Below are 17,248 nucleotides of genomic sequence, written 5' to 3' on the forward strand. Positions count from 1 at the left end.
TTCATGTGCTCCCCGCACCTGTAGGCGCGGCGAGTGGCTCTCCTCGCTGACCTGCGCAGGGGCCGGCCGGCCCGGGGCTCAGTCGGCGGCGGTCACATGGGACCGGGCGGTGGTGTCCTGGACGAGGACCAGGGCGGTCACGAGCGCGGCCAGGACGGCCAGGGCGACGAGAGAGGGGACGAGGGTGACGGCGGGTCCTGCGACGAGGCAGACGGCTCCGCCGGCGAGGAGGAGCGGGGAGCGGTGGCTCGTGGTGCGCAGGAGCAGGGCGGCCGAGGCGAGGAGGAACACACCGACGCCGCCCGGCAGGGCCCAGGCAACGACACCGTGGAGGGGGTCGGTCAGGTCGTAATGGCCGGTGTCGGCGATCTGCGTGAGGGCCTTCTTCATGCCGAGGGCGGTGATGACGATTCCGGCCACGAGGGGAAGGTGGAGGAAGGTGTACGCGTCACGGGCCAGCCGGGTGCGGTCGTCGCCGGTCACGGTGGTCAGCCGATGCTCGACCGTCTCGGCGAGTTGACGGAAGTACAGGCGCCACAGCCCTGCGGAAACGAGCAGCCCCAGGGCGGCACCGGCCACGACCGGGGTGCTCAGCGCGAAGCCGGAGACGCCGACGCCGATGGCGACGATCGACTCGCCGAGGGCGATGATGACGATCAGGCCGTGGCGTTCGGCGAAATGGCCGGGTGAGGCGACCCGCCAGCCTGATTTTCCGGTGAGGAAGATGCCCAGGTAGTCGATGACCACGGCGGCGAGCCAGATCATGATCTGGGTGGCGCCGGTGAACGCCGCACCGATGAGGAGCAGGGCGAACGGCGGGGCCACCGAGAGCAGGGCGGTGCGGCGCAGGACGCGATGCAGTGCCTGGTCGGTGGGGTCGGACAGCCAGTACGTGACCAGGTGAAGGACGCGGACGGCGCCGTAGCACAGGACGAAGACCAGGGGGGCGGGCAGTCCGCCGGGCGCGTCGTCGTAGATCTCGGGCACGGTCAGCGACACGATCAGGACGACGGCCATGACGGACACCAGTACGGTGAACATCGCGCCGGAGTCGGCCCGTACGACGTTCCCCAGCCAGGCGAAACAGCACCAGCACCACCACAGCAGCGCCAGCGCGACCATCCCGCCGAGCAGCCGCAACCCGCTCGGGTCGGCCGCCATCAGTGCTGTGACCTGAGTGATCGCATACACGAACACCAAGTCGAAGAAGAGCTCGGCCGGTGTCACTCGGTGGCCGTCCTGGGTCGCGACCAGCCGCGACCCCTCGCCATTCGCTACCACAATTCCCCCTCTGGGGCGCCCCACCGCCCACCGGCGGAACGATAACCCACTGGCTATGGCCAAAGATGGTTGTTGCTGGGTACGGGAGTTCGCTTCTCGCGTACACCACGGAAGAGGGAAGTGATCCTCCGTTTCGGGCGGCCGAGCCCGGTCCGGCACGGTCTCGGCGAGGTGACCCAAGGGGCTTGTCCGACGTGTGGTCCGGGCCGCCGCGTGGTGTCTGCGGCCTTCTGGGGTGGGGTGTCGGGGAGTGTCTTGTGACATACCGTCAGCTCTAGGCAGTCGTTATCCAGGCTGCACGGAGTACGAGCATGGGGAGTTCGCGGATGACCCTGCAGGCCCAACTGGTGCTGCGGGCCTTGCTGGAAGACCCGGCCAACGAGCCAGTGTGAGGGCGGCGTTCACAGCGTCGCGGTCTCGTTGTGCACCTCGGGCGAAGGCATGCAGGTGGTGCAGGCCGGCGCCGCGGACCTGGACGATCCAATGCGAGAGCGCGTCGGCATTGTCGGCGTGAGGCGCAAGGAGCTGGGCGAAGTCCTGTATGGCTGCGGCCAGTTGGATCATCTCGGGGAGGCGGCGGTGGGCTTGGCCAGGAGCTCGTGTTGCTCGGCCTTGAAGTTGCTCCGCGCCGGCGCGACGCATGCCTTGCCCGCAGAAGCGCAACAACTGTGGCCCCGTGGACATCAGTAACAACGCGTGTACCTCCTATTAACTGACGTCACGTTGGGTAGGACCGTGCTCCCCCCACGTCCCGGGAGGGAGCGTCGACGTTCATGGGAGCGCTCCCATAGGGGAGTTGCTGGAAGGAGTCTCGTGGCTACGAGCGCACGAACCCTGCGACGGAGGCTGGCGATACCCTTGCTGGCCCTCGTCCTGGCCGGCGGCGGCACGGTCGCCACTGGGGGTACGGCAACGGCGGCACCCGCCGAGCCGGACACCCCGGCAGGCAGCGGTGTCAGCTCCGGCCTGCGACCCGAAGGGGACCGGGTCGACCTGACCGGGGGTGCCGGCCGGTTAAGAGCGGGCCGGACCGGTAAGTCCGGGGCAGAGCAGAGGCAAACGCCCACCGGCCGCACCGCGTACATCGTGGAGCTCGCCGAGGATCCGGTGACGACGTACACGGGAAAGGTCTCGGGGCTGACCCGGACCCGCCCGGCACCGGGCGAGCAGTTGGAGCCGCAGTCGGGGGCGGCGAAGGCGTACCGGAAGCACCTCGGTACCCAGCGGGCGGCGGTGGCCAAGGCAGCCGGCATTACGGTCAGCGAGGTCTACACCACGGCCTTCAACGGTTTTTCCGCCACGCTGACTTCCGCTCAGGTCAAGGCACTGAAGGCGGACAAGCGGGTCCGTTCGGTCACCGAGTCGCAGATGGTCAGTCTCAGCCAGTCGTCCTTGGGTGACACCACGCCGCAGCCGACGACCGGCACCGCAACAGGCACAGCACCAGGCGCAGCCAAATCAGCTACGACTGCGGCATCGGCAACCGGCCCTCAGGCGACCAGCGCGCAGAAGTCCACCGCGCGGAAGCCGGGCCGAAGCACCGGCGCCGGGATGGTGATCGGCGTCCTGGACACCGGCATCTGGCCGGAAAGCCCGTCGTTCGCCCGGAAGATGTCCGCCCCGGCGGGCTGGCACGGTACCTGCCAGACCGGCGACAGATTCGTCGTCGAGCACTGCAACGGCAAGATCGTCGGCGCCCGGTACTTCGCCGACACGTTCCTCGCGGCCCGTGGCGAGCTGCCCGAGGGCGAGGTGCTCTCCCCGCGGGACATGGGCGGGCACGGTTCGCACACGGCGTCCACCGCCGCCGGTCTGCCCGTCGACGACGTCACCATCGCGGGGCGGAACTTCGGTTCGATCTCCGGTGTGGCCCCGGACGCGCAGATCGCCGTCTACAAGGTCCTGTGGGGCGGCATGGGGTACGACGCCGACATCATCGCGGGCATCGACGCGGCGGTCGCCGACGGCGTACAGGTACTGAACTACTCGATCGGGACCCAGATGGGGGACGCCGAGCCCAACACGCCCATCGGCAACGCCTTCCTCAACGCCACGGTGGCCGGAGTCTTCGTCGCCGCCGCGGCCGGCAACACCGGCTTCAGCAGCGCGGTCAGCAACACCCAGCCATGGGTCACCACGGTCGGCGCGGCGGTGACCAAGGTCAACGCGGGAACGGTCCGGCTCGGCGACGGCACCTCGCTCACCGGCGCTTCCCTGGACGTGCTCCCCGGCGGCCGATCCCTGCCGCTGGTCTTCGGCGAGATGGCCGGCACATTGGAGGAGGGCTCGGCATACTGCTTGCCCGGCAGCCTGGACCCGGCGAAGGTGAAGGGCAAGGTGGTCGCCTGCGCCCTCGACAACCCCTACGACGCGGTGAACGAGCTCAGAGCCAAGGGCGCCGCGGCCATGGTCCTCTTCGCCCCGACCGGCAACTTCAGGGTCAACAGCGTCTACGACTTCCCGGTGCTCTACCTGAACACCAAGGAACAGGCCGGCAAGATCTTCAACTACCTGATGAGGCACCCCGCCGACGCCACCGCACGACTCACCTCCAGCAGCAACGGCTCCAAAGCGCCGAGCGTCGCGGACTACTCCTCGACGGGGCCGGACAAGAACCACTACGGGCTCATGAAGCCCGACCTGGTCGCCCCCGGCAGCGACATCATCGCGGCCGTCTCCCCGCCGGGGAACTTCGGCCGGCAGTACGACGCGTACTCGGGAACCTCGATGGCGGCCCCGCACGTGGCCGCTGAGGCCGCGATCCTCAGGGCCGAGCACCCCGGCTGGACGCCCGGCGCGATCGCCTCTGCACTCCACACCACCGCCGACACCGTGGACGACACCAGCCCCCTGGCCCAGGGCAGCGGGCTGTCGTCGCTGAGGCGGGCCGCCGATCCGGGGCTGGTCATCGAGCCGGACGTCAAGAGCCTGATCGCTTTCAGTGAGGAGGCTCAGCCCGACGGCCGCGAGCTGAACCTGCCGTCGATCGCGCTGCGCGAGTACGACGGGACCAAGCCGGTGGTGTTGACCCGCAAGCTGACCAACGTCGGCAGCAAGCGGGAGACCTACCGTGCCACGACCAGCGGGCTGGAGGGCATGCAGGTCAGCGTCTCACCAGCGGTGGTGACGGTGGCACCGGGCAAGACCGCCTCGGTGACCATCACCCTGCGGCGCGGCAGCGCACCGTGGGACCGCTACGTCACCGGCGCGATCACCTGGCGCAGCACCGCCCATCAGGTGCGGATTCCGGTGGCCGCGCGCCCGTGGGGCATCGCGCCCCGGCAGTACGACGACAATCTGGAGGAGTTCGGACGGCTTGCCGGCGGCGCCTACGGCATGATCGAGCCCGGCTTCACCGGCCCCCTCTCCGGCCGGTCGACGGGTTACGCCCCCATGCGGTGGGAGTCGTACTCGATGCCGACCGGGGTCCGCGGTGGGGTCTTCGACCAGCAGGGCCTCGGGGTTCGGGCCCACTCCTTCAAGGTGCCGGCGGGCAGCGCCGGGATCGTCGTGCAGGCCGAGGCCGACGCCCCGGACGCCAACCTCGACCTGTGGTTGTTCAAGGGCGACAGGCTGGTGTACCGGAGCGCCGCCAGTTGGAGCAGCTCCGAGCGGGCCTGGGCTTTCATGCCGGAAGCGGGCACGTACACGGCGTATGTCTTCGCGCAGGACGCCGGCGGCCCGGTCCTCGACTACCGGCTGGGCCACGTCATCCTCAGCCGTGACGGCCACTACAGCCCCGCGACGCTGGAAATGCCGACCGCAGTGGAGCGCGGCACGACACCGCCGTACAAACTGCGGCCCAACGCTCCGCTGAAGCCGGACCTCGAGTACTGGGCGTACACCGAGTTGCGCACCAAGGGGCAGGTGATTCCTGGCCAGTTGGTGTCCACGACCCAGGACTCCTGGCAGTGACGCCGTAATTCCCCGGGGGCCACGGCTGCCCGAGGGGCCGGTGGGGCGGGGCCGAGCGGCTCCCGTCCCACCGGCTCGCTCACGTCCCGGACTCCACCCTCGCCCGGCCATGGCCCGGGGGAGCGGGCGGCAGTGAAGTCGTCGCTCGGCAAACGAGATCATCGCGAGTTTCGAGAAGCCGAGCGCCGCGAGACCTACGAGGAAACTGCCCACCGACGCCGTCCGCGCCGACGGGAGGACCTACACCCAGCCCCGGCGGGCGGCCTGCCAGGCGAGCTGCATACGGGTCGCCGCGCCCGCGAACGTCATCAGGTGCTGGATGTGGCGCTGGACCGTGCGTCGGCTCAGGCCCATCTGGGAGGCGATCGCCTTGTCCGTGACACCCGCGACGAGCAGGGAGAGCAGACGTCGGTCGGTGGTGGACAGGGCGTCGGCGCCGGCCGCTCCGTCGGTGCCGCTGACCGTGCCGGAGTCGTCGACGTGCAGGGGGACGGCGTCGTCCCAGTACCGCTCGAAGAGGGCGATGAGCGCCGCCAGGAGGCTGCTGTCGCGGACCAGGGCCGCGGTGGGTTCCTCGGGGCTGCCGTGCGGGCCTCCGGGCACGAGGGGGCAGATGGCGATGGCGCGGTCGGCCACGGCAAGTCGGAGGGGCAAGTGGGGTACCGCGCGGGCGACTTCACCGGCCCGGACCCCCTGGATAACGTTGTCGACCGCGCCGTCGTCGTCGAAGAACGCCTTCTCGTACAGGACCCGGTAGCGCACGCCGCGGGCCAGGGCCTCGAACTCCGCGTCGTTGCTGCCGGAGGGCATCGCCACGTACTGCGCCTTGCAGAACCACAGCATCTCGTCGCGGGTGTCGGCTTGGATGCGGCGCAGGTGCTGGCGCAGGGCGTCCGCGCCGGTGATGACCTCGATGAGCTGGCCGGCGTCGCGGCGGCGCATGGTGTCCCGGTAGATGTCCAGCAGACCGGTGGCCGTGGCACGGGCGTGGTCCAGCGCGTCGGCCTGCTGTTTGAGCCGGGGCATGAGCGCCACGTCGGGGGGTGTCGGCCGGTAGAGCCTGGGGGTGGCGTCGGTGTGACTGGCGAGGCCCTTGGCCGTGAGGGCCCGCAACGTCCGCTCGGCTTCCGTGACGACCAGCCCGGCACGGGTCGCGAAGTCGTCTGCCGAGGCCCCGCCCATCGTGACGAGGATCCGGTACGCGGACTCCTCCGCGCCGGTGACTCCGGCGGCCTCCAGCGTCACGGTGTGCTCCTCGGGACCATCCGATCCGACAGTTGAACACCGTACTGCATCCCCGGTGGTTGCAGGGGCATGGCCAACTCCCCTGCAACCACCGTGTATTGGCTATCGCAGCAGGTAGGCGCGCTGCACGGTCTGCCGGACGCTGTGGCCGGCACTGTCCCGTGCCGTCGCCCGCAGCGTCACGTACCTGTCCCCGTGGCCGGACGGTCCGGTCACGGTGGCCGCGAACGTGTTGTGCCCACGTGCCTTCACCCTCGTACTGCTCCAGTGCCTGCCGTCGTCGTACGACACCTCCACCCGGAGGGACACGTCTCGGGGTGCGGGCAGCCCGTCCTGTGCGCGGACGCTCAGACCGATGGTGTGGGTCCGCGCGGCGTGCACGGTGTTGTGCGCGTCGAGCGGTACGTCGTAGTCGAGTTGGAGCAGGGGCAGCCGGGTCGTCCCGGACGTGCCGGCGGAGTGGAAGGACCAGGAGGTGTCGGTGCGTGTGCCGAAAGCCCATTCGTCGTCCGCGCGTGACGTCGTCAGGTCCAGGCGGTAGTCGGACGGGTCGGGGCTCACCTCGAAGTCCGTCCAGGCGCTGTCGGCGTCGGCGACCTTGACACCGTCGCGGTAGAGGGCCGCGGCGGCCGTGTCGCCCCGCTGTCCGTCGGCCTTCGTGTCGAGGCCGCCGACTCCGCCGCCCTCGTAGGCGAGCAGCCGCGACCAGTGTCCCGCGGAGGAGTCGGTGAACTCCGGGACGCGCAGGGCCAGTACGTTCCCCTTGCGCACCGACGGTGCCGCGAAGCCGGCGGGAATCGAGGGGCGGACCACGGCGCCCTGCCAGCGCTCCTCGAGCCGCTCACCCGCTCGGTAGGTGCGCGGCGTGTCGTTCATGCCGACGGCCAGCGGGGTGTCGATGTCGAACGTGGTCGTGTGGTGCACCCGGTGCAGCCAGCGGGTGTCGTCCGCGCTGACGTACTCGGTGCGTACGAAGGCGGTCGGCACATAGCGGGTGTACTGCAGCCACGCGGTGTCCTGGTACGGGCGCCAGGCGAAGCTCTGTTCACCGGCCCAGGGGGCGCCTCCGTTGTCGGCGTAAGTGGCCTTGACCACGGCGCTGTTGTGCGACGACACCGTGTGCACCACATGCTTCGGGATCTGCCCGCGGGACGTCTGCATGACGTCGTAGAGGTAGGGGCTCCTGGCCGTTCCGGTGAACCTGACGGTGGTCTTGTGCCTCTTGAGCCGGGCCAGCAGTGCGGTGCCCGCCGACCTGGAGACGCGCACCGTGGGCACGGCGTCGCGTTCCTCGTCGGGGTTCCAGCGGGTCCACGCGATGTCGGAGAAGTGGACCATCAGCAGCCCTCGTACGCCCGCGCGGGCGGCCTTGCGGGCCACGTCCCGTTCGTCCGCGCCGGTTTCGTTGCGGACGACGGCGAGCTTGCCCCGGGCCCGGCCGAAGTCCGGCTTCTCCATGGTGCCCGCGTCGACGGCGGTCAGCGTGGTGCCCTTCGCCGGGAACAGTGGGGAGTTGGGCATGTAGTACGGGGCGAGCGCGAGGTCCGTTCCGGAGTTCTTCGCCCGCAGCAGCGGGGCGACCAGTTGCCAGCGCGAGGCGAACTCGAAGCTGCCGTCGGTGACCGCCTTCGTGGGGCTGACGTACAACCGCTTGGCCAGGTCGAAGTACATGGTGCCCTGGAGCAGACCGTGTCCGTCGATGCTGCGGTACGTCTGGTAGTTGAGGATGCCGCGCTGTTCGGCGGGCCGCGGGGTGCGGATGTCGACCCGGGTGGTCTTGCGGGCGTCCAGGGTGACGGACGTGTCCTTGGTGACCTTCACCTCCGGCAGGACGACCTGTCGCAGTTCCTGGCCGTCGGCGGCCGTGTCCAGGCTCGAGTAGTCGAGTTGGTACGTGCCCTCCTCGACTTCGGCGACGGCCTTCTCGCCGTCGGTGTAGTCGACGAATCCGTCGGCGCCCCAGATGGTGGGCAGCGCCTGGACGCGCTTGCCGTTGTGGTCGATGGTGGTGACGGTGAGCTGGTGAGTGGGGCCGTGCACCACGAGGCTCAGCGTGGTGTGCACCTTGACGGTGCCGTCGGCGGAGGCGGCGGTGAGGTAGCCGTAGTAGTCGCCGCGTCCGGCCCGGGCGGGGTCCGCGGTCACGGGTACGTCCGCCGTGGCGCCGGGGGCGATGCGCACCGAGTCCGAGTCGAGGCGGAGCGCACCGGGCGCGAGATCGCGGCCGCCGGTGGTGGCGAGGCGGGCCGTGAGGGCGAGGGTGACGTCCTTGTCCGAGGTGTTGGTGTAGCGGACCGTGGCCGTGCGCGGGGCTCCGGTGTCGTCGCCGGTGGAGAAGGGGCCCAGGGCGACGGTTCCGGTGGCGGTGACCGGGCCGAGGGCCGCCGCGGCCACGTCGATACGGCCGCCGCCCTGCTCGGTCGGCTGCCCGCCCTGGACCGTGTGCGCCGTACTGATCAGGGCGTCCTTGATGCGCTGTGCGCTCCAGGTCGGATGTGCCTGGGCGAGCAGGGCCGCGGCGCCCGTGACGTGCGGGGTGGCCATCGAGGTGCCGGAGGCCGCGACGTAGTACTGGTCCACGGGCTCGCCCATGGTGGTGCCTGCGGCGCGGGCGGCCACGATGCCCACGCCCGGGGCGGTCACGTCGGGCTTGACCGCCCGGTCGCCGGTCCGCGGGCCGCGGCTGGAGAACGGGGCGAGCGCGTCGTCCCGGTCCACGGCGCCCACGGTCAGCGCGGCGTCCGCCGCACCGGGTGAGCCGACGGTCCGCGGGCCCTGTTGTCCGCTGTTGCCCGCGGCGACGACGAAGAGGGCGCCGCTCCTGGCGTTGATGTCGTTGACCGCGAGGCTCATCGGGTCGGTGCCGTCGGTCGCGATGTCCGCCCCGAGGCTCATGTTGACGACCTTGGCGCCCGCGGAGGCGGCCCACTCCATGCCGTCGATCACCTGGGACTCGGTCCCGTAGCCGTCGTCCCCGAGGACCTTGCCGATCAGCAGGTCTACGCCCGGGGCCACCCCTTTGCGGCTGCCGCCGGACGCGGCGCCGCTCCCGCCGACGGTGGCGGCGACATGGGTGCCGTGGCCGAAGGCGTCCCCGGTTCCGGAGCTGCCGGAGAAGTCCTTCGCCTGGCTGATCCGGCCCGCCAGATCCGGATGGCTCTGGTCGGCGCCCGTGTCGAGGACCGCCACCTTCACGGCCTTGCCGTCGTAGCCGGCCTTCCACAGGGCGGGGGCGTTGATCTGGTCGGTGCTGCGGTCCAGGGCGGCGTCCACCCGGGCGTCCAGCCACACCTTCGGCGTGGCGGCGATCCGTGCGGCACCCGATGTCCCGCCGGCGGACGCCAGTTGCTTCCAGAAACGGCCCAGGTCGTCGGCGGAGACACGCACCGCCTGCGCGTCGATGCTGTCCAGCCGGCGGGCCGGCGCCTCGTTTGTGGTCAGTGCGGACAGCTTCTTGACCTCGGCTGCCGGGATTCCCCCGGACTGCCCGATGATCAGCGGCAGCGCGTCGCTGTGCGCCTCGTCGTACCTCTGCTTGATCAGCGCGCTCACATCGAACAACTGACGGTCCAAACGACCGGAGTTGACCAGGTCGACGGCGTCGGACGGAAGAACCGTCAGATCCCCGTTCTGCTCCACGGTCCGGAACAGGACACCGTGGCGGCCATGGCCCGGCTGGACGGAGGCGATTCGCCGGCCGTCGGCGGACGTCGTGACGGTCACGCGGTCACCGGTGACGAGGCGCACGGTGGTGCTCCCGCCCGCCGGGGGTTTCGTGGTCACCGTGGTGGGGCGTGGCGTCCCCGCCACGGCCGGGGGCACACCACCGGCGGTCAGCGCCAGCCCGGCCGATATCGCCGCAACGAGGCGGATCCGTCTCATCTGGTCAGCCCTTTCCATGCACGCAAGGGGAAGTTCATGCGGTGCTGCACAGAATCCGGTGGTGCCGGACACCGTGTCACCGCTTCCCGGTGGCGCAGGTGGGACATGTCGCAACCGCGCCATCGCCGCGTGCGCGGGCGGGCCGGTCGGCAGAAGGGGTGCCGGTTCGGGGTCATGGTCGGGAAGTGGCCAAAGAGCGTCGGCCGGAACGGTGTTGCCGCCAGGTGAAGCGGCCAGTGATCCGTCGCGTGATCACAGCGGACGGACAGAAACCGGTTCATCGGCTTTCGGCCGACGACACGAGCGCGTCCGCGCCTGGATCACCGAGCGCGAACAGCGTCGCCACGGCGAGGACTGCGAGATCTGCCACGACGATCCGTGGCCCAGCTACGAGGAACTGACCGGCGCGGACGATGAGTTCGACATCGTCCACGTCGAGGACGGCGATCGGGGATCTGCGCGCGCCGCCTTCGGCCGGGGCACTCTCGCCCTCGACGACGAGCCGGTCACCACCCTCGCCAAGACCATCCGTCTTGCGTGGGCAACACGCCGACCAGACGCCCTGCGATCACAGGATGCCCCGAGGCGGCTCGCGCAGATCCGGACGCGCAGGGCATCGGGTCTGCCTCGTCGGACGTCGGATACCTCTCATCATCTCCAGCGTCGCGGCCGCATACCGAGCCCGGGTAAGCGCCTTTCGTCCAGTGTCCCGGGGCCTTCCGGCCCCGACCCGCGGCTCAGCCGGGCAGCACTCGCCAGCCGGTGTACACCGTCGGCGCGACGCTCGTGCCCTGGGTCGAGCTTGTGTGATAGCAGTTCTCGCCAGGGGTGTCGCTGTAGGACTCATAGGAGTTGAGGGTGTAGTTCACGTTGTACGCCTCGACGCCGTACTGGCCGATCACCCGGCCGTGCGGGGGAACGGACGCGCTGGCCGAGACACCGGTCGTGGTCGTCGTGCTCGTCGTGATGCTCGCGCTGACGGTGGTGGTCAGTGTCTGAAACAGGGTGTAGGAGACGCCGACGGTGACGGTCAGGCCGTAAGTCTTCGACACCGAGGATGTGAAGGTGGCCGTGGCCACGGTGTCCGTGCCGTTGCTGACCGAGCGCTCCTCGGCGACCAGGAATGTGGGCTGCGACGAATTCACCACGTACTCATCGGCCGCCCAGTACCTCAAGCTCCATTCAGGCCAGCTGTAGTAGACCCAGTGCAGCCCGGGCGGACAGTCCGTGGCGTTGGCCTGGGCCGTCGACGTGCCCACGGTCAGTGTCGATGTCAGGGCGGCCAGCACCACCCCGACCGCGGCCCGGGATCTCCAGCGCATCGAGCGGCGCGAGCCGCGCCTGGGCCGCGCATGGTGATCGGTCATCATGCCTCCTCGTCACAGGGCAGAACAGTGGGGATGCACAAGCGGAGTTGGGGGTGCCTCTCTTGAGGGTGTGGGTGATGCATCGGCGGCGTGCGCCGGGACTCGGTGCCCGGTCGTTTGCTCATATCCCGAACGGGCCCTGCGAGCCCGTAGGGGACAGGTGGGGAGGGAACGCCCTGATCGTCGGGGACGCAGCGGCCGGGAGGCGCTGGGACCGGACAGCGCCGGACGGATGACGGGTCTGCGCTGGCCGCGGCGACGGTGGTGTCCGGTGCGCCGGACACCACCGGACATCCGAACGCCTTCGGCCGCAGGCAGGCTCGGTGTTCCGCAGGGGCAGGTGAGGGATTTGACGTGTTCGTTTCCGTGATTCTCGGCGGGTCCCGGCGCATGCTCTGTGCAATGCCGGTCGGCAGCCCGATGCGGGTGAGGGCCGCGCCGTGGAAGAGGGGGAGGGCGGCGTGACGGAAACGGACACACCCGGCATGCTCCTGGAGGAGTTGTGCCACGACCTGCGCTTGTTGTGGCGCCAGGCGGGCGGACCGAGTCTGCGTGTTCTCGGCGCGCAGGTGGGACTGGGCAAGAGCCAGGTGGGCGCCATCCTCAGCAGCGACGTCCGGCGGCCGCCGGACTGGGACGTGGTGCGAGGGCTGCTCAACGGCTTCCAGCGGTACGCACACGCCCACGGACGGATCGCGGAGATGTCCCTGCACACGGGCGTGGACCAGTACTGGCGGCCCCGCTACGCCGTCGTGGAACACGCCTTCAGGCAGCGCGGGCGGCAACCCCGAGTGGCGGGGGTGAATGGCGCGGGCGCGTCACAGGCCGCGCCGAAGCGTGCGGCGGGGCCTCGCCCACCATCCGGTTCCCCGGTCCGTGCGTCCAGATCCGCGGCCCATGCGTCCGATGCCCTGGCCCGTCCGCGCCGGGTGCCCGATCCGGTCTCTGTCCCGCCCATCCCCGCCGAACTGCCGCATGCCGCCGCCGGCTTCAGCGGCAGGACCGCCGAACTCGCCGCGCTGGACGCCCTTCTGCCGCCGGACGGTCGCGCGCACTCCGCGCCGGCCGTGGTGATCTCCGCGATCGGCGGCAGCGCCGGCGTCGGCAAGACCGCCCTGGCCGTGCACTGGGCGCACCGGGTGCGCGAGCGTTTCCCCGATGGCCAGCTCTATGTGAACCTGCATGGCTTCGACCACGATCAAGCACCGATGCTCCCGCAGACCGCGCTGGGCCACATGGTGCGCAGCCTCGGCGTCGCGCCCGCCGACATCCCCGCGGACCTCAACGAACTGACACGCACCTACCGTTCCCGCATGGCCGACCAGCGGCTGCTGCTGGTGCTGGACAACGCGGCCTGCGCCGACCAGGTCCGTCCTCTGTTGCCCGGCAGCCCGTCCTGTCACACCCTCGTCACCAGCCGGAACCGCCTGGGCGGCCTCATCGCCCGCGACGGGGCCATCCCGTTGGTCCTGGACGTCCTCGATCCCGGTGAAGCCGGTGTGCTGCTGGAGGCGCTCCTCGGCCGGGAACGGATCGCCGCCGAGCCCGACGCGGCCTCGGAACTGGTCCAGCTGTGCGGCTTTTTGCCGTTGGCCCTGCGGGTGGCCGCGGCCCACCTCCTGCTCGGTCCCGGCCGCCGCATCGCCGACCTCGTGGCCGAACTGGCGGCAGGCGACCGCTTGTCTGGCCTGGAACTCGACGATGACCCCTCCTGTGCCCCGCGCTCCGCGTTCGCCCTGTCCTACCAGGCGTTGGACAACGGCGCGCGGCAGCTGTTCCGCCGGCTGAGCCTGATACCCGGCCCCGACTTCACCGCCCCTGCCGCGGCCGCGCTGCTGGCGGTGGCGCCCCCGCGGGCCCGGCGGCTGCTGGAGACCCTGGCCGCCGCTCACCTGGTCGAGAACCACGGCACCGGCCGCTACCGCTTCCACGACCTGCTGCGCGAGTACGCCCGGGAACGGGCCGGGCAGGAAGAGACGCCGGCGGAGCGCACGGAAGCGTTCCAACGCCTGGCCGGGTGGTACCTGCGCACGGCCCGGGCCGCCGCCGGGCCGTGGTTGTTCCCGGATCCGCCGGAACTCGACAGCCTCGCTGAAGCACCGTCCGAGCCGGCTCCGGACGAACAGACAGCGAACACCGTGGCCACAGACGGGCCAACGCCGCTCGACCCGGCGGCAGAAGGGCCGCAGGCCCTGGAGCGGCTGGAAGGCGAGCGCGCGAACCTGCTCGCCGCCGTCGACCACGCCGCACTCCACGGCTGCCGTGCGGTCTCCTGGCACCTGACCGACGCAATGTACCGGTACTTCTGGTTCTGCCTGCCCCGGTCCGTGTGGCGGGCCACCGCGCGCACCGCCCTGGACGCCGCGACCGCAGAAGGTGACCTGCGCGGCCAGGCCGCCATGCACATAGCACTCGGCCTGGCGTCCTGGGACATGGCCCGCTACCAGGACGCGCGAGACCATTACGCGCGCACGCTGGAATTGAGCCGACGAGCCGACTGGACGATCGGCCAGGGCTGGGCGCACGGCGGCCTGGGCCTGGCGAGCTGGAGCACCGGGCACCTGGACGAGGCCCTGCGGCACTACACCGTCATGCTGCGCATCACCCGCACGCACCGCGACACTCATGCCGAATCGACTGTCCTGGCCGCCATCGGCAAGGTCTACCGGGACATGGGCATGTTGGCCGAGGCGGCCGACCTGCTGGAGCTGGCGCTGCGCATGAACCCGCGGTTCGAATGGCGCCGCGAGCCCCCCACACTGCCGCGCCAGGCCCTCGGCCTGGTCCGATGGGAGATGGGTATGCTGCGGGAAGGTCTGCAAGACCTCGAACAGGCGCTGACCGCCGAGGCACCGGCCGGATCCCGAGTCGGCCACGCGATGACCCTGGCGACCATCGCCATGATCCACCGCGACCTCGGCCACCACCACACCGCGCTGGAACTCGGGGAACGCGCCCACGCGCTCGTCGAGGACACAGGACGGCTCTCGGTCCGGGCCACCATCTTGAACGGGCTCGCCGGCGCCCACCACGGACTGGGGCAAGACCAGCAGGCGGCCCACCTCCAGCGCCACGCGCTGCTGCTGGCCCGGCGTTCGGGCTACACCCGTGTCCAGGCCGACACCCTCCTCGGACTCGCTGCCGTCCTGCGCGGACAGCACCACCGCACCGAGGCCCGTTCACACGCCGGCCAGGCGCTCGACCTGGCCCGGCGCAGCGGATTCCGGGTGGTGGAAGGACAGGCCCTGACCGAACTCGCGGAGATCGCCGCCGCCGAGGGCGAGTACCACGCGGCGCTCGCCCACGCCCGCGGCGCACTGACGGTCCACGGCCACACCGGCCACCGCCTGGGCGAAGCCCGCGCCCTGGCCGTATGCAGCCGGGCCCTGGACGCTCTTGACGACCCCGCCGCCCCGCGCGCCCGGGACCGGGCCTTGGCCCTGCTCACCGACGTCGGCGCCCCTGCGCCCGACGACCTGCGCGCCACCGCAGCCGATCACATCGACCGCTAGACAGACCGCCGTGAGCCTGGCACCGGCGCTGCCGGACACGGCGCCGAGGACGGTCCGTTTCACGGGAAGGTCATTACCGCGCTCAGGTCGCAGGCCTGCCGATCGAAGGCGAGGTGCAGCGGCCTTCTGCGACTACCCCGCCGAGCGCTGGATCCATCTGCGAACGGCAAACCTCATCGAATCACCCTCTTCGACGGTCGAGTCCAGGCCGGAGGCCACCCGTGGCGCCGGCAGCCCGGCCGCCGCCCTTGCGCTGGTGTTCCAGCTTGTCGAGTCCGCTCAGGCGCGCTGGCGGGCCGTCACCGGGGCGCGCCTCGTGGCCCTGGTCCGCTCCGGCGCCCCGGCTCGGCAACGGAGTCCTGGCCGAGCGGAATGAGGTCACTACAGCCTGATCAGGCACGCAATCGTCATCCGACAGGCCCCGCTTGATTCGTCTCCGCTTGACGCATGCCGATATGGGCATATGATCGCTGCCATGGCACGAGCAGCGACGACATCGGACGTGTTCAACGCGATCGCCGAGCCGCAGCGCCGGAACATCCTGGCGCTGCTGCGGGCGGGTGAGCGGCCGGTGACCGATCTGGCCCAGGAGCTGGGGGTGAGCCAGCCGCGGGCGTCCAAACACCTGCGGGTGCTCCGGGAGGTCGGGCTGGTGCGGGATCGCAAGGCGGGCAAGCAGCGCCTCTACGGCCTGGACGCCCGCGGGCTGCGGCCGGTCCACGAGTGGGTCGGCGGATTCGAGCAGTTCTGGAACGAGAGCTTCGACCGACTGGACACCTACGTGCAGGACCTCAAGCAGACACGGCAGGAGGAATGACCGATGGCAGGGGCAAGGCAAGAGACGCAGGCGAAGCAGGTGGCGGCCGACCGGGAGATCGTGATCTCCCGGGTCATCGACGCCCAGCGGGAGCTGGTGTTCGAGGCGTTCACCGAGGTCCGGCACCTGTCGAGGTGGTGGGGTCCGGAGGGGTTCACCACCACCACGCGGTCCTTCGAGTTCCGCGAGGGCGGGGAGTGGGAGTTCGTGCTGCACGGGCCGGACGGGACCGACTACTCCGAGTGGATCCGCTGGCTGCGGATCATCCCGCCGGAGCGGATCGCGCTGCTGCACGGTGAGTTCCGCGACGACCCGAACGCCTTCGAGTCGGTCCTGACCTTCGCGCCGGACGGCGCCGCGACCCGGATCGTGATGCGCACGGTGTTCCCCACCAAGGAACTGCGCGACGAGGCGGTCGAGAAGTACCACGCGATCGAGGGCGGCCGGCAGACCCTGAGCAACCTGGCGGCCTACGTCACCGGCCTCGCGCGGACGGGGGCGGAGGGCTGATGGCCGGGAAGGTGTTCTTCAGCGTGTCGATGTCGCTGGACGGGTTCATCGCGCCCGAGTCCGTCGGGGACTTGATGGGGCAGCAGTGGATGGAACTGCAGCAGTGGATCTTCCCGCAGCGGTTCTTCCGGGAGAACCTGAAGCTGGGCGAGGGCGGTGAGGAGGGACGCGACAACGACATCGTGCGGGAGACGTTCGAGCGCACCGGCGCGAGTGTCATGGGCAAGCGCATGTTCGACGCCGGTGAGCAGATGTGGCCGGAGGAGGCGCCGTTCCACACGCCGGTCTTCGTCGTGACGCACGAGAAGCGTGACCCCTGGGAGCGGCCGGGCGGGACCACCTTCCACTTCGTCAACGACGGCATCGAGACCGCGCTCGACCAGGCCCGCGAGGCCGCCGGCGACCGCGACGTCCGCATCGCGGGCGGCGGCGCGACGATCCTGGAGTACGTGAGCGCCGGCCTGGTCGACGAGTTCTCGATCGCGCTGTCGCCCGTGCTGTTCGGCTCCGGAGTCCGCCTGTTCGAGGGCGTGGACGCGGCCAGAGTCGCGCTGGAGCCGGTCCGTTCGGAACCGTCGTCGCGGGTGACGCACCTGACCTACGCCGTGCACCCACGCTAGCCGCGCCTCCACTCAGAGCCTCAAGTCAGCATGCGCGAAGGCACCGACCTTTCGGCCACTCGACGCATCCCGCAACGAACATGCGGGGGAGACAGTCCG

Annotated in this window: 10 protein-coding genes and 1 pseudogene; 5 read left to right on the plus strand and 6 right to left on the minus strand. The window is 70.7% G+C overall.

Going from position 1 to position 17,248, the window contains the following annotated elements; genetic code table 11:
• Window positions 1–78: 78 nt before the first annotated feature.
• Entirely contained in the window at window positions 79–1,227 is a 1,149-nt protein-coding gene (locus PH203_RS37670) for a low temperature requirement protein A (protein ID WP_289926107.1), read from the minus strand.
• A 438-nt stretch (window positions 1,228–1,665) separates the two neighbouring features.
• Window positions 1,666–1,880, minus strand: a pseudogene (locus tag PH203_RS37675) (ISL3 family transposase); the annotation flags it as partial.
• Window positions 1,881–2,094: 214 nt separating this feature from the next.
• On the opposite strand from PH203_RS37675, the gene PH203_RS37680 reads away from it, so the two are divergent.
• Window positions 2,095–5,196 (plus strand): S8 family serine peptidase, encoded by a 3,102-nt coding sequence (locus tag PH203_RS37680; protein ID WP_289926109.1) that lies wholly within the window; start codon window positions 2,095–2,097, stop codon window positions 5,194–5,196.
• 240 nt (window positions 5,197–5,436) lie between these two features.
• Here the strand turns inward: PH203_RS37680 and PH203_RS37685 are convergent, their stop codons facing one another.
• From PH203_RS37685 to PH203_RS37700, 4 genes are all read right to left on the minus strand, one after another.
• Complete coding sequence (locus PH203_RS37685) at window positions 5,437–6,441, minus strand: LuxR family transcriptional regulator (RefSeq protein ID WP_289926111.1); 1,005 nt, start codon at window positions 6,439–6,441, stop codon at window positions 5,437–5,439.
• Between the two features lie 102 nt (window positions 6,442–6,543).
• Entirely contained in the window at window positions 6,544–10,323 is a 3,780-nt protein-coding gene (locus PH203_RS37690) for a S8 family serine peptidase (RefSeq protein ID WP_289926112.1), read from the minus strand.
• A gap of 277 nt (window positions 10,324–10,600) precedes the next feature.
• Window positions 10,601–10,756 carry a hypothetical protein gene (locus tag PH203_RS37695; protein ID WP_289926114.1) on the minus strand — a complete coding sequence of 52 codons (156 nt, stop codon included), beginning with the start codon at window positions 10,754–10,756 and terminating at the stop codon, window positions 10,601–10,603.
• A gap of 304 nt (window positions 10,757–11,060) precedes the next feature.
• Complete coding sequence (locus PH203_RS37700) at window positions 11,061–11,690, minus strand: hypothetical protein (RefSeq protein WP_289926116.1); 630 nt, start codon at window positions 11,688–11,690, stop codon at window positions 11,061–11,063.
• Window positions 11,691–12,151: 461 nt separating this feature from the next.
• On the opposite strand from PH203_RS37700, the gene PH203_RS37705 reads away from it, so the two are divergent.
• From PH203_RS37705 to PH203_RS37725, 4 genes are all read left to right on the plus strand, one after another.
• Entirely contained in the window at window positions 12,152–15,202 is a 3,051-nt protein-coding gene (locus PH203_RS37705; protein ID WP_289926118.1) for a tetratricopeptide repeat protein, read from the plus strand.
• Window positions 15,203–15,677: 475 nt separating this feature from the next.
• Complete coding sequence (locus tag PH203_RS37715) at window positions 15,678–16,019, plus strand: metalloregulator ArsR/SmtB family transcription factor (protein ID WP_289926119.1); 342 nt, start codon at window positions 15,678–15,680, stop codon at window positions 16,017–16,019.
• Between the two features lie 3 nt (window positions 16,020–16,022).
• A complete protein-coding gene (locus PH203_RS37720; RefSeq protein WP_289926120.1) occupies window positions 16,023–16,529 on the plus strand; it encodes an SRPBCC family protein in 507 nt (168 codons plus the stop codon).
• On the plus strand, window positions 16,529–17,149 hold the full coding sequence (locus PH203_RS37725; protein WP_289926121.1) for a dihydrofolate reductase family protein: 621 nt from the start codon (window positions 16,529–16,531) through the stop codon (window positions 17,147–17,149). Before PH203_RS37720 ends, PH203_RS37725 begins: the two co-directional genes overlap by 1 nt.
• Window positions 17,150–17,248 lie beyond the last annotated feature (99 nt).

Origin of the sequence: Streptomyces sp. S.PB5 (assembly GCF_030403745.1) — a bacterium.
Taxonomy (GTDB): domain Bacteria; phylum Actinomycetota; class Actinomycetes; order Streptomycetales; family Streptomycetaceae; genus Streptomyces.

What these genes read in the sequence shown, in the direction of transcription:
- PH203_RS37690 (WP_289926112.1), bottom strand. Translation starts at nt 10,323, where the DNA reads ATGAGACGGATCCGCCTCGTTGCGGCGATATCGGCCGGGCTGGCGCTG.
- PH203_RS37700 (WP_289926116.1), bottom strand. Translation starts at nt 11,690, where the DNA reads ATGACCGATCACCATGCGCGGCCCAGGCGCGGCTCGCGCCGCTCGATG.
- PH203_RS37715 (WP_289926119.1), top strand. Translation starts at nt 15,678, where the DNA reads ATGGCACGAGCAGCGACGACATCGGACGTGTTCAACGCGATCGCCGAG.
- PH203_RS37720 (WP_289926120.1), top strand. Translation starts at nt 16,023, where the DNA reads ATGGCAGGGGCAAGGCAAGAGACGCAGGCGAAGCAGGTGGCGGCCGAC.
- PH203_RS37725 (WP_289926121.1), top strand. Translation starts at nt 16,529, where the DNA reads ATGGCCGGGAAGGTGTTCTTCAGCGTGTCGATGTCGCTGGACGGGTTC.